Origin of the sequence: Hymenobacter caeli, from assembly GCF_013294115.1 — a bacterium.
GTDB lineage: Bacteria > Bacteroidota > Bacteroidia > Cytophagales > Hymenobacteraceae > Hymenobacter > Hymenobacter caeli.
In genome coordinates this window covers 160,739-174,005 of the sequence record NZ_JABSNP010000001.1, presented here as the reverse complement: position 1 = coordinate 174,005, position 13,267 = coordinate 160,739, and the positions used below count along the sequence as shown (strand labels likewise).

The window sequence follows — 13,267 nt, the reverse complement described above, 5'->3', positions numbered from 1 at the left end:
ATTTGCCCGCATGGACCTACCCGCCCACTACGACGCCATGCGCACCGCCGCCATTGCCGCGATAGCACGCGGCGAGGCCGAAATCGACAATCTAATCGATTCGCCGCACGACACCCGGTACGGCCTCACGCTGCTGGCCCGCCCGCCAGCCCGCGTCACCAGCGCCATCGAGGGCCTCCTGGCGGACTTCCGGCGCATCGAGCCGGACCAGTACTACTACCCCGCGGCCGATACGCACCTCACCGTCATGTCCATTATCTCCTGCTACGACGGCTTTCAGCTGGCCATGATTGACCCCATAAAATACGTGGACTTGGTGGGCACCATCACCCGGAATGCCCGGCCGTTCCGCGTAAAATTCGCGGGGCTCACCGCCTCTGCCGGCAGCGTCATCGTGCAGGGTTTTCCGTGGGGCGACGGCCTGGAAACACTCCGCCAGGATGTTCGGGAAGCCTTCCGAAGCGCCGGCTTGCAGCAGTCCATCGACCAGCGCTACAGCATCCAGACGGCCCACGCCACCGTTATCCGATTCAGGAAACCGCTTTTGGATGCTGCCCGCGTACTCGCCGCCATTGAAAAGTACCGGGCGTGGCCCATCGGCACGTTTGAAGTCGACCGGGTGGAGCTGGTGGCCAACGACTGGTACCAACGAACGGCCAACACGGTGCGGCTGGCAACCTATTCCTTGGGCTCAGCCCCCCGCGCATGAGCTTGCTGACCGTAACTGGCATCGGCCTGGCGGAGCACGGCACCACCGTGCTGCACCCCCTCAGCTTCGCCCAGGGCCAGGGGCAGAAGGTGGCGCTGGCCGGCGAGAGCGGGGCCGGCAAAAGCACCGTGCTGCAAATCATCGCGGGCCTGGTGCAGCCCAGCGCCGGCGAGGTGCGCGTGGCCGGCACCCGCGTGCGGGGCCCCGCCGAAGTACTGGTGGCCGGCCACCCGGGCGTGGCCTACCTCTCGCAGCGCTCGGAGCTGCCGCAGCACCTGCGCGTGGAGCAGGTGCTGCGCTACGCCCACCAGCGGCCCGCCGCCGAGGCCCAGGCCGTGTACGCGCTGTGCCGCATCGACCACCTGGGGGCCCGCCGCACCGACCAGCTCTCGGGCGGCGAGCAGCAGCGGGTGGCCCTGGCGCGGCTGCTGCTGGGAGGGCCCCGGCTGCTGCTGCTCGATGAGCCGTACTCGAACCTGGACCGCGGGCACAAGCGGGTGCTGCAAGCCGTGGTGGAGGACATCGGGGCCCGGCTGGGCATCACCTGCCTGCTGGTGTCGCACGACGCGACGGACACGCTGCCCTGGGCCGACGAAATCCTGGTGCTGCGCGGCGGGCGGCTGGTGCAGCAGGGGCCCCCGGAGCGCATCTACCGCCAACCGGTGGACGAGTACACGGCCGGGCTCTTCGGCGATTACAGCCTGGTGCGCGGGGCCGACCGCCGGGCCCTGGGGGCCACCGCCGGCGCGGGGCCGGCGCTGCTGGTGCGGCCCGAGGAGTTCGCGGTGGGGCCCGCCGGCGGCGGGCTGGCGGGCACCGTGCGGGCCGTGCGGTTTTTGGGCGGCTACTACGAGCTGGAAATCGCCCTGCCGCAGAGCACCGTCCGGGCCCGGGCCGCGGCCGCTGCTTTTGCGCCCGGCGACATCGTGGGCGTGGCGCTGGCCGCCGGGGCCGGCTGGGCGCTGCCTTAAATTTCAGCCAGCGGGCCCGGGCCGGGCACAGCCGCGTTTGGGCCGGGAAAACAACTGACGCGGGGTCTAACGACGGTCTTGCTACCGGGAAGCTCCGCTTTGAAGCGGGGCTTCCCGGTTAACCTCCCGCCGTTTTATTCGTTTGCACGAGGCGGCCCGGCGGCCCACGGCGGCCGGGCAAACATTTACCGGACCATGCCGGTTACAATCACTTATGACATCTACCTACTACGTGGCGCGGGGCTGGGGCCGGCGGTTGGCCTTGCTGGCGTGCTGCCTGGGGCCGGCCCTGGCGGGGGCCCAGGACCGGGCCTCTGCCCCGGCCCAAACCGCCCCCCCGCCCACCCAGCCGGGCACCGCCCAACCGGCCCTGCCCGCCGGGCCCCTCACCCTCGACCAGTGCCTGGGCTACGCCTTGGTGAACCAGCCGCTGGTGCGCCAGGCCCGCCTCGACGAGGCCAGCAACGAAGCCGACATCCGCATTGCGCGGGCGGCGTGGCTGCCGCAAATCGGGCTCACCGCCAACGCCCAGCACTACTTCGGGTTGCCGTATACGTTTTTCCCCGACGCTACCACCGGCATCCTCACCCCGCGCCAGCTGGGCCTGAGCAACGTGACGACGGTGGGCCTCTCGGGCACCCAGGTGCTTTATAACAACGACGTGAACCTGGCCGCCCGCGGGGCCCGCTACACGCGCCTGGCCGCCGGCCAGAACACGGCCTACACCCGCATCGGCACGGTGTCGGACGTGAGCAAGGCGTTTTATGACGTGTTGCTCTCGCAGCGCCAGCTCGACGTGTACCAGGAAGACATCACGCGGCTGCAACGCAACCTGAAGGACGCCCGCGCCCGCTACGACGCCGGCGCGGCCGACAAAACGGACTACCTCCAGGCCGAGATTTCGCTCAACAACTCCGTGGCCGGCCGCAAGCAGGCCCTGGAAGCCGTGAACGCCAAAACGGCCTACTTGCAGCAGCTCATGGGCGTGCCGGCCAGCCGGCCCATCAAGCTGCAGTACGACACGCTGCGCCTGGAGCAGGACGCCGTGGTGGACACCCTCGAACACCTCGACCCCGGCAACCGCATCGAGTACCAGCAGGTGCTCACGCAGAAGTCGTTGCAGCACCTCACCATCGACTATTACCGGCTGGGCTTCCTGCCCTCGCTCGCGGCCTTTGGCAACTACAACTCGGTGTACCAGAGCAACAGCTTCAGCGACCAGTTCAGCCAGCGGTTTCCCAACTCCTACGCCGGGCTGCAGGCGGCGCTGCCCATTTTCACGGGCTTCCGCCGCACCCAGAACCTGAAGCGGGCCCGCATCCAGGACGAGCGCATCGACCAGGATTTGCTCAGCACCCGCAACCAGATTACGACCGAGTACGCCACGGCCCTGGCCAACTACAAGGGCTACTACGCCGATTACGTCATCGGCAAGCGCAACCTGGAGCTGTCGAAGGAAGTGTACCACGTCGTCGATTTGCAGTACCACGAGGGCGTGAAGGCCTACCTCGACCTGCTCATTGCCCAAACCACCCTGCGCACCTCGCAGCTCACCTACTACAGCGCCCTGTTTCAGGTGCTGGGCTACAAGGTGGAGCTGCTGCGCACCCAGGGCACGCTGCCCGTCAATTATTAATGTTTCCGTTTCGCTTCCGCCCCATGACTAGCAAATACCTGGCCCTGTGCGCCGCCCTGGGCCTCGTGGCCGGGGCCGCGTGCGGCAAAAAAGACGCCGACCAGAAGAAGAACGCCGCCCCGCCGCCCGTTCCCGTGAGCGTGGTGGCCGCCCGCACCACCGACGCCGTGTATTACGACACGTACCCCGCCACGGCGGTGGCCCTGCAAAGCGTGGAGGTGCGCTCGCAGGTGACGGGCTTTATCACGGCCCTCTCCTTTAAGGAGGGCGAGCTGGTGCCGAAGGGCAAGGTCCTGTACCAAATCGACAAGAGCCAGTTCCAGGCCGCCTACCAGCAGGCGCTGGCCGGCCTGGCCAGCGCCCGGGCCTCGGCCCAGAACGCCAACATCAACCAGACCCGCTACCAGCGGCTGCTCCAGCAGGACGCCATTGCCCGCCAGGTGGCCGAAACCGCCGTGACCACCGCCGCCACGGCCGGCAGCCAGGTGGCCGCCGCCCAGGCCGCCGTGGCCATCGCCCGCACCAACCTGGGCTTTGCCACCATCCGGGCCCCGTTCGCGGGGCGCATCGGCATCTCGCAGGTGCGCCTGGGCACCCAGGTGAGCGCCGGCACCACGGTGCTGAACACGATTTCGAGCGAGAACCCCATCGGGGTGGACTTCGTGGTGACGGAAACCGACATCCCCCGCTTCACGGCCCTGCAAAACCGGGCCGGCGGCGCGGGCGACTCCACCCTGCGCTTCGTGCTGCCCGGCGGCCAGCCTTACGGCCAACCCGGGAAAATCCGGGCCATTGCCCGGGGCGTGGACGCCCAGACCGGCACCATCACCGTGCGGTTGCAGTTTGCTAACCCCCGGCGCGAGCTGAAGGACGGCCTGAGCGGTGTGGTTAAAGTGCTCAACACCCAATCGGGCAACCACCTGGTGATTCCCAACCAAGCCGTGGTGGAGCAGATGGGCGAAAACTTCGTGTACGTGGCCGCCGGCGACAGCGCCAGCCAGCGCAAGGTGCAGCTGGGCCCCCGCCTCGCAGACCAGGTGGTGGTGCTCAACGGCATCAAGGCGGGCGATAAAATCGTGACCGAGGGCGTGCAGAAGCTGCGCGACGGTGGCAAAATTAAGATCAGTGCCCCGGGCGCGGCGGTGGCCAAATAATAGCCGTTAGCTGATAGCTGTTAGCTGTTAGCTCCGTTGTGCCGGCTTTTTACAAAGCTATTAGCTAACAGCTAATGGCTAATAGCTTAAAAACATGATTGCAGAAACCTTTATCCGCCGGCCCGTCCTGGCCATCGTCGCTTCGGTGGTGATTGTGCTGGTGGGCCTCCTGGCCATGCGGAGCCTGCCCATCGGGCAGTACCCCGAGATTACGCCGCCCACGGTGTCGGTGAGCGGCACCTACATCGGGGCCGACGCCCAGACCGTGGAGCAGACCGTGGCCACGCCCGTGGAGGTGCAGGTGAACGGTACCCCCGGCATGACCTACCTGCAGAGCAACAGCACCAGCAACGGGCAGATGGCCATGACGGTGAACTTCGACGTGGGCACCGACATCAACATCGCCGCCCTCGACGTGCAGAACCGCGTGGGCATCGCTACCCCCACCCTGCCGCAGGACGTGCAGCGCCTGGGCCTGACCGTGCGCAAGCGCAACCCGAGCATCCTGATGCTGGTGGCCATGTACGCCCCCAAGGGCAGCCACAACACGACCTTCCTCGACAACTACGCCAACGTGTTCATCAAGGACGCGCTGCTGCGCACCAAGGGCGTGGGCGACATCGTGAGCCGGGCCGACGACTTTTCGATGCGCATCTGGCTGAAGCCCGACAAGCTGGCCGAGCTGGGCGTGACGGCCGGCGACATCTCGGCGGCCCTGGCCGAGCAGAACGCCCAGATTGCGGCCGGCTCCATCGGGGCCCCGCCGGCCGAGCACGGGCAGCCGTTCGAGTACATCGTGACGGTGCAGGGCCGCCTGGTGACGCTGGCGCAGTTCGGCGACGTGGTGGTGAAAACCCGGCCCCAGGACGGGGCCCTGGTCTACCTCAAGGACGTGGCCCGCCTGGAGCTAGGCAAGTTCAACTACTCCAACAACTCCTACGTGGACGGCAAGCGCGCCGCCTACCTGCTCGTGTACCAGGCCCCCGGGGCCAACGCCCTGGCCACCTACGACAACGTGCTGGCCACGATGGACGAGCTGAAAAAGCAATTCCCGGCCGACCTCGCCTACGTCGTGCCCTTCGAGTCGGCGAGCGTGGTGCAGGTGTCCATTAAGGAAGTGGTGGAAACGCTGCTGGAGGCCCTGCTGCTGGTGGTCATCGTGGTGTTCATCTTCCTGCAAAACTGGCGCTCCACGCTCATCCCGGTGCTGGCCATTCCGGTGTCCATCGTCGGCGCGTTCATTGCCTTCATTCCCCTGGGATTTACCATCAACACCCTGACGCTCTTCGGCTTTGTGCTGGCCATCGGCATCGTGGTTGATGACGCCATCGTGGTGGTGGAGGCCGTGGAAGTGAACATGAACGAGCGCGGCCTGAACGTGCTCGACGCCACCCTGGAGGCCATGCGCGAGATTTCGGCCCCGGTTATTGCCATTGCCCTGGTGCTGGCGGCGGTGTTCGTGCCGGTGGGCTTCATTCCGGGCATCACGGGGCGCTTGTACCAGCAGTTTGCCATCACCATCGCCATCTCGGTGCTGATTTCGGCCTTCGTGGCCCTCTCCCTCACCCCGGCCCTGTGCGTGCTGCTGCTCAAGCCCCACCAGGCCGACGAGGAGCCGACGGGCTTCGTGGGCAAGGGCTTCAAGAAGTTCAACGACTGGTTTGGCCGCGTGACGGAGCACTACGGCCACGGGGTGCAGCGCGGCCTCAAGCACTCGCGCTTCGTGGTCATCATCCTGGTCTGCATCGTGGCCGGGGCCGGGCTGCTGTTCCGCGGCAAGCCCAGCGGCTTTTTGCCCACCGAGGACGAGGGCCGCATTTTCATCACCTTCAACCTGCCCGAGGGGGCCTCCACGGGCCGTACCGTGGCCGTGCTCCAGCAGATGATGCAGGAGCTAAAGCACACCAAGGGCATCGCGCACTTCGCCGCCCTCGGGGGCCTGAACGCGGTGAACTTCTCCTCCAAATCGAACTCCGGCACCATCTTCTGCCAGCTCGACCCCTGGGACGACCGCACCGACAAAGATTTGCAGCTGAACGGCCTGATGGCCAGCCTCCAGGCCAAGTTTGCCCGCTTCAAGGAGGCCACCACGGTGGTGATTTCGCCGCCCGCCATCCCGGGCCTGGGCAACACGGGCGGCTTCTCGTTCATCTTCCAGGAGCGCGAGGCCGGCGGCGACATCCGAACCTTCGACCGCAACCTGCAGAGCTTCCTGGGGGCCCTGCGCAAGCGGCCGGAAATTGCGTCGAGCTTCTCCTTCTTCACGGCCAGCACGCCGGGCTACCAGCTCGACATCGACCGCCTGCGGGCCAAGAAGCTGGGCGTGTCCATCGCCGACGTGGGCACCGCCCTGCGCACCTACCTGGGCAGCGCCTACATCAACGACTTCACCCTCTACGGGCGCACGTTCCGGGTGGTGGCCCAGGCCGACTCGGGCTACCGCGCCGACATCACCGACCTGGGCCACTACTACGTGCGCAACGGGGCCGGCGGCATGGTGCCCCTGAGCACCCTCACCACCTACAAGCGCACCGAAAGCGCCCCGCTCATCTCGCACTACAACCTGTTCCGGGCGGCGGAAGTCAACGGCAACCCGGCCCCGGGCTACAGCTCCGGCGACGCCATCAAGGCCTTGCAGGAAACGGCGGCCCAGAACCTGCCCCAGGGCTACGGCTACGAGTTTTCGGGCCTGAGCCGCGAAGAGCTGCTGGCCGGCGGCCAGACGATTTACGTGTTTGCGCTGTCCATCGTGTTCGTGTTCCTGTTTTTGGCGGCGCTCTACGAGAGCTGGTCGGTGCCGTTCGCGGTGCTGCTGGCGGTGCCGGTGGGCATTTTCGGGGCCATCCTGGCGCTGTTTTTCCTGCCCAAGCTCACCAACAACGTGTACGCCCAAATCGGGATGCTCACCCTGATTGGCTTGTCGGCCAAGAACGCCATCCTGATCATCGAGTTCGCCAAGGAACGGGTCGACAAGGGCATGCCCCTGGTGGAGGCTACCCTGGAGGCCGTGCGCCTGCGCCTGCGCCCCATCATCATGACCTCGCTGGCCTTCATCCTGGGCATTCTGCCGCTGGTGTTCGCCTCCGGCGCGGGGGCCCAGAGCCGCCAAACCCTGGGCTGGACGGTGTTCGGCGGCATGCTGGCGGCCACGGGCCTGGGCATTTTCATCGTGCCGGTGCTCTACGTCATCATCACCCGCTTCGCCTACGGCAAAGAAAAGCTGGCCGAGCTGGAGAAAAGCTACAAGCCCGACGAGGCGCACGGCGGCCCCAAAAAGGACGACGAAGCCCCCCAGGCCGGCGCGGCCCCGGCCGAAGGCACCGTTGCCCCGACTTAGCCCCGCCCCCGCTGAACAAGCAATTGAACGTCGTGCAACGGTCTTCCGGGCACGACGTTCTCTTTTTAGTGATGATCCAGAACGGGGTGGTCCGGCGACTTTTTCCGTCGTCGGGCCCCTCTGGCAATACCCCGAAGCCGCTGTTTGGTAAAAGTGGCCCGACGCAGCCCTTCGGACAATTTGCCGGACCACCCCATTTCAGCCCACTGCTTTTTTGACCTCAACCATCTTCGTACATGCGCCTCTTCGTTTACTCGCCCCTGAGCCCCGCCGCCCACGCCTATCTGCACCAGCGCCTGCCGGCGGGCCACGAGGTAGCTTTTCAGGACCACCAGCCCACCGACCACCCGCCCGCCGCCTTCGGGCAGGCCGAGGCCCTGCTCGGCAACGTGCCGCCGGCCTGGCTGGCGGCGGGGGCCCCGCCCAGCCTACGCTTCTGGCAAATAGATTCGGCCGGCTTTGAGCGCTACCGCCAGCTGAAGCTGCGCATTCCGGTGGCCAACGTGGGCGACTTCTTTGCCTGGCCCTGCGCCGAAACCGTGGTGGCGGGCCTGCTGGCCCTGTACCGGCACCTGCCCGCGCTGGCCGCGTTCCAGGCCGAGCGGCGCTGGGTGGGCGGGGCCTTCGTGCGCAACCGGGCGGGCCTGCTGCGCGGCAAGCGCGTGGTGGTGCTCGGGGCCGGGGCCATTGCGCGGGCCCTGCGGCAGCAGCTGGGCGGCTTCGGCTGCCCGGTGCAACTGCTGGCCCGCACCAACCCCAGCGCCGAGCTGCGCACCAGGCAGGACCTGCTGGGGGCCCTGCCCGCGGCCGACATCGTAATCAACACCCTGCCCGGCAGCGCCGAGGGCTTTTTTTCGGCCGAGCTGGTGGCCGCGATGGCCCCCGGCAGCCTCTACGCCAGCGTGGGCCGCGGCAACACCACCGACGAGCCCGCCCTGCTGGCGGCCCTGCAAACCGGCCGCCTCGGCGGGGCCGTGCTCGACGTGACGGCCACCGAACCCCTGCCGCCCGACAGCCCCCTGTGGGCCTTGCCCAACGTGCTGCTCACCCAGCACACCGCCGGCGGCCAGCCCCACGAAGACGAAGGCAAGGTGGATGTGTTCTTGGCCAACCTTGCCCGCTTCCAGGCTGGCGAACCTTTGGAAAACCTGGTGGATTTGAGCCGCGGCTACTGAGCAAGAAGCCTCCACGACTGATGTGCTTGCCCGAAAAATAGTTTTTTAAATCTTTCGCATTCGATTGTCAAACATTAATGGGGGGCTGACTATTGATATAGTATACTTTCACACCAAACTCCTAACCGCCATGCAGACCATCCTCCTCGATGTCATGAAAATTCCGGTTGACGACCCGGTTGCCTTCACGTTTTTTACGGGTTACATGGCCATGGCGGCCGCGTCGGTATTTTTTCTTTTCGAGCGCAGCACTGTGGCCGATAAGTGGAAAACCTCGCTTCTGATTTCGGGCATGATTACCGGCATCGCGGCCGTGCACTACTACTACATGCGCGACTACTACATCAGCACCCACTCGACGCCCGTGGCCCTGCGCTACATCGACTGGACGCTGACCGTGCCGCTGATGGTCATCGAGTTTTACCTGCTGGTGCGCTCCGCGGGGGCCAAAATTGGCCTGCTTTGGAAGCTGGTCATCGCGGCGGTGTTCATGCTCGTGTGCGGCTACATCGGCGAAGCCTTCACCGACGGCTCCAAGTTTCACTCGAACCTGTGGGGAGCACTGTCCACGCTGGGCTACCTCTACATCCTGTACTCGGCCTGGTACGGTGAGATTGCGCAGTTGGCGGCCAAGTCCGATTCGCGCGCCGTGCAGAAAGGGGTGCGCTACTTGTCGTGGTTCATCTTCGTCGGCTGGGCCATTTACCCCATCGGCTACATGGCTATGCCCGGCGGCTTACTCGGCCCCGACGGCCTCAACTTGTTAAAGACGAGCAGCCTCGACTTGATATACAACCTCGGCGACGCCGTCAACAAAATCGGTTTTGGCCTGGTCGTGTACAGCATTGCCCGTAGCGAGTCGGTGGTACAGGCCCACCCGCAGCAAGGCGTGGGGGCCGGGGCCAAAGAAACGGTTATGGCCTAAATTGCCGGCCGCTCCTACGCGGCCCCGTTCGACAGGCCGTTGCTCCGCTTTTCTGCCGGGCAACGGCCTGTTTTGGCTTCTAACCGTTTTACCATGCCTGCCCCCGACCCTTCCTCTGCCTCCGATTGGCCCCAGCGGCGCTACTCCTACGCGGCCGTGCTGACGCTGGCCGGCGTGGGCGCGGCCTTTCCGGGCGCGGCGTGGGCGCTGCTGGGGCCACCGCTGGCCGTGGGCATGGTGGTGCTGGGCGTGGCCCACGGGGCCTGCGACCAATTGGTGGTGCCCGCCGGCCAGCCCCGCGCCGGCGGCTGGCGCTACTGGCTGGTGTTTCTGGCCGGCTACCTGGGGCTGGCGGGCCTGGTGGGGGCCCTGTGGTGGGGCTGGCCGGTGGCAACGGTAGCGGGCTTTTTCCTGCTCACGGTGTGGCACTGGGGTTCGGCTGACACGCTGGACGGCCCCCGGGCATCTACGGTGTTGTGGCTAACGCACAGCTTGTTGCGGGGCCTGCTCCTTTTTGCGGTGCCGGCTTGGTGGTGGCCCACCGCCACGGCTGGCATCGTGAACGGGCTGTTGGCCTTTGCCGGGGCTCCCGCCGTGGCCGGGGCCACGTTTGCCGCGGGGGCGGGCGGCCTGGGCCTGCTGGTGGTGGGCGGCCACCTGGCGCTGTGGGCCTGCTACGCCTACCGGCACCAGTGGGCCCTGCTGCGCACCGAAGTGTTCGAGGTGGCGGTGCTGGTGGGCTTGCTGCTGGCGCTGCCCCCGCAGCTGTCGGTGGGCGTGTATTTTGTGTTCTGGCACAGCTTGCAGCACGTGCTGCGCCTAACCAGCTGGTTGGGGTACGCCCCGGCACCGGGCAGCCCGCGCACCGGGCCAGCCCTGTGGCCGCAGCTGGGGTTTTTTCTGCGCCGGGCGGCCCCGCTGCTGCTGCTCAGCTGCGCGGCGCTGCTGCTGCTGGGCCGCCTGCTGGCCCCCCACCTGCCCAACGGGGCCGCCTGGTTCAGCCTGGCGCTGGTGGTGGCCTCCATCGTCACGCTGCCCCACGCCTTACTCGTAACCCTGGTGATGGACGCCCCCCGCTGGCACGGCCCGCGTGCTACGCCGTAGCGGCCGCCGTGCGGGCAGCGGGGAATTCCAGGGTCAATGTTGGGTTGTTTGCTCCACGAAAAAGCCTGGCCGCAGTTGCGGCCAGGCTTTTCTATTTACTGCTCGGGTGGTATCACGGGGCGGCCACTATCCACTGGTCGGTGCCATCGGTGTAGCCGTTGCCTTCTGCTTTGCCGCGCACCGCGTTGTCGGGCGTGTAGTAGTAGAGCGGGTTGCCTTTGTAGGTGGTTTGCAGCCGCTTGCTGCCGTTGGGGCCGTCGGTGCGCGTGATGGTGCCGAAATCGCTGCTCTTCAAGGCCGAAGGCACCGTTATGGTGGCACTGTAGAACACCGGCCGGGCCTCGACGCAGCCGCCCTGGCAATTGGTGGTTTGCGAGGCCGGCAGGCGCTTGTCTTTGCCGTAGGTGTAAAGCGTGCGCCCCTGCGGGTCGATCAAATACCGTTCGATGCTGGCCTTGCTCGTGCTCTTATCCGTCACGGTATTCTCGGCCACCATGGCCGTGTAATCGGGCCGGGCCACGTACCACTGGTCGTCGTCGCCTTCGCCGAGCACCTGGCCCGGCTCTTCGCGCACGTTGACGCCCTTTACTTCGGGGGCAAAATAATACAGCGGCCAGCCCTTGTAGAACGTTTGGTTGCGGCCGCTGGCCGTGCGCCCGGTGGTGAAGTCGGCGGCGTTCAGACCGGGGCCCACTTGCACAGAGGCCGCAAAAAAGATCGGCCACTCGTCGGCACAGCCGCCGGTGCAGGCGTTGGTGCCGATGACGTCCGGCGTGTAGTAGTAAAGCGTGTTGTTCCGCCCATCGGTCAGAAAAGACCCCAGCGCGGCGTTGCTGGTCAGCATAACGGTGGGCGGCGTGGTGTTCTCCTCATTCTTTTTGCAGCTACCGAGCGCGGCAGCCAGCAAGAAGCTGGCCGCCGCTACGGCCGGCCAGCGTTTAAGAAAAGCGAATGGTATAGTTGTGGTCATGCTGGTAAAGTGAAAAAAGGATGAGAATAAAAAAACAAGGAATTTAAGCCAGGCCGTCGTCCGGGACCACCAAAAGCAGTTTATCCGAATTCAGGATAAAGAGGAAGAAAAACATTGTTTCTTAGCTAAGCACAATACTTAGCTTTCTCATCCCTATGCACTTACAATAGTTGCGCACGAAGCCTTCACCCGATGCACATTTTCGCTAAAGCGCAGCGTTTGTTCGGCCAACGGCCTTCTGCAAGCGCCCGGCGGCGCACGGGGCACGCAGGGTGCCGGCCGGCTCCGGTGGGCACAAAAAAGCCCGGCCGCAGGAAGCGGCCGGGCCTTGAGCAAAATAATTTAACCCGCTACGAATTCGCTTTTACCATCAAATCGGCCATTTCCTGCGAGATGCCGGTGGTGCTGAAGCCGCCGTCGTGCATCAGGTTTTGCATGGTCACGTAGCGCGTGAGGTCCGAAAACAGCGCGATGCAGAAGTCGGCGCAGGCCTCGGCGGGGGCGTTGCCCAGGGGCGACATCTTGTCGGCGAAGTCGTAAAAGGCGTCGAAGCCGCTGATGCCGGTGCCGGCCGAGGTTTTGGTCGGCGACTGCGACAGGGTATTCACGCGCACTTTCTTGAGCTTGCCCAGGCGCTGGCCGTAGCTGCGGGCAATGCTTTCGAGCATGGCCTTGGCCTGCGTCATGTCGGTGTAGTCGAGGAAGGCACGCTGGGCGGCGATGTAGCTCAGGGCCACCACGCTGCCCCACTCGTTGAAGGCGTCCTGCTTTTCGGCCACGGCCAGCATCTTGTGCAGCGACATGGCCGACACGTCAATCGTCTTCTGGAACCACTCGTAGTTCAGGTCGCCGTAGGCCTTGCCCTTGCGGATGTTGTTGCTCATCCCGATGCTGTGCAGCACGAAATCGAGCTTGCCGCCGAGCTGCTCCTGGGCCCCGCTGAACAGCTTCTCCAGGTCTTCCATCGACGTAGCATCGGCCGGAATAATCGTGGCCCCGCACTGCTCCGCCAGGCCGTTTATTTCGCCCAGGCGCATGGCCAGCGGCGCGTTGGTGAGCACGAAGCGGGCCCCTTGTTCGTGGGCCTTGAGGGCCACTTTCCAGGCAATGGAGCGCTCGTCAAGAGCACCGGAAATAATGCCGACTTTGCCGGCGAGCAGGTTGTTGGACATGGGGTGAATGGGTGAATGGGTGAATGGGTGAATGAAAAAGCAGCCCGGCCCTTTCTTTCGCCATTCGGTTCAGGGCGGCAAGTTAGCCACTTACCTTTTCATTCATTCACTATT

10 protein-coding genes and 1 pseudogene are annotated in these 13,267 nt (G+C 65.7%); 9 read left to right on the top strand and 2 right to left on the bottom strand.

Annotation, left to right across the window (positions count from 1 at the left end; all coding sequences use genetic code 11):
- Window positions 1-10: 10 nt before the first annotated feature.
- The 9 genes and pseudogenes from HNP98_RS00730 (at window position 11) to HNP98_RS00695 (ending at window position 11,011) form a co-directional block, all read left to right on the top strand.
- On the top strand, window positions 11-709 hold the full coding sequence (locus HNP98_RS00730) for a 2'-5' RNA ligase family protein (protein WP_173808129.1): 699 nt from the start codon (window positions 11-13) through the stop codon (window positions 707-709).
- Window positions 710-765: 56 nt separating this feature from the next.
- Window positions 766-1,167 (top strand): annotated as a pseudogene (locus HNP98_RS22530) (ATP-binding cassette domain-containing protein); the annotation flags it as partial.
- A 39-nt stretch (window positions 1,168-1,206) separates the two neighbouring features.
- Entirely contained in the window at window positions 1,207-1,680 is a 474-nt protein-coding gene (locus tag HNP98_RS22525) for a TOBE domain-containing protein (protein ID WP_449551403.1), read from the top strand.
- Window positions 1,681-1,894: 214 nt separating this feature from the next.
- Window positions 1,895-3,316 carry a TolC family protein gene (locus HNP98_RS00720; RefSeq protein WP_173808127.1) on the top strand — a complete coding sequence of 474 codons (1,422 nt, stop codon included), beginning with the start codon at window positions 1,895-1,897 and terminating at the stop codon, window positions 3,314-3,316.
- A gap of 23 nt (window positions 3,317-3,339) precedes the next feature.
- Entirely contained in the window at window positions 3,340-4,470 is a 1,131-nt protein-coding gene (locus tag HNP98_RS00715) for an efflux RND transporter periplasmic adaptor subunit (protein WP_173808126.1), read from the top strand.
- Window positions 4,471-4,564: 94 nt separating this feature from the next.
- Window positions 4,565-7,807: an efflux RND transporter permease subunit gene (locus HNP98_RS00710; protein ID WP_173808125.1), complete on the top strand. Its 3,243-nt coding sequence runs from the start codon at window positions 4,565-4,567 to the stop codon at window positions 7,805-7,807.
- A 236-nt stretch (window positions 7,808-8,043) separates the two neighbouring features.
- A complete protein-coding gene (locus HNP98_RS00705) occupies window positions 8,044-8,982 on the top strand; it encodes a D-2-hydroxyacid dehydrogenase (RefSeq protein ID WP_173808124.1) in 939 nt (312 codons plus the stop codon).
- A 130-nt stretch (window positions 8,983-9,112) separates the two neighbouring features.
- Entirely contained in the window at window positions 9,113-9,907 is a 795-nt protein-coding gene (locus HNP98_RS00700) for a bacteriorhodopsin-like (RefSeq protein WP_173808123.1), read from the top strand.
- 93 nt (window positions 9,908-10,000) lie between these two features.
- Window positions 10,001-11,011, top strand: a complete 1,011-nt coding sequence (locus HNP98_RS00695) for a Brp/Blh family beta-carotene 15,15'-dioxygenase (RefSeq protein ID WP_173808122.1) — start codon at window positions 10,001-10,003, stop codon at window positions 11,009-11,011.
- A gap of 112 nt (window positions 11,012-11,123) precedes the next feature.
- Here HNP98_RS00695 and HNP98_RS00690 read toward each other — a convergent pair whose 3' ends face one another.
- Together HNP98_RS00690 and HNP98_RS00685 are read right to left on the bottom strand one after the other, a co-directional pair.
- Window positions 11,124-11,981 carry a COG4315 family predicted lipoprotein gene (locus tag HNP98_RS00690; RefSeq protein WP_173808121.1) on the bottom strand — a complete coding sequence of 286 codons (858 nt, stop codon included), beginning with the start codon at window positions 11,979-11,981 and terminating at the stop codon, window positions 11,124-11,126.
- 350 nt (window positions 11,982-12,331) lie between these two features.
- The gene (locus HNP98_RS00685; RefSeq protein WP_173808120.1) at window positions 12,332-13,153 is read right to left on the bottom strand and encodes an enoyl-ACP reductase FabI; all 822 of its coding nucleotides are present in this window, start codon (window positions 13,151-13,153) and stop codon (window positions 12,332-12,334) included.
- Between the last annotated feature and the right edge of the window lie 114 nt (window positions 13,154-13,267).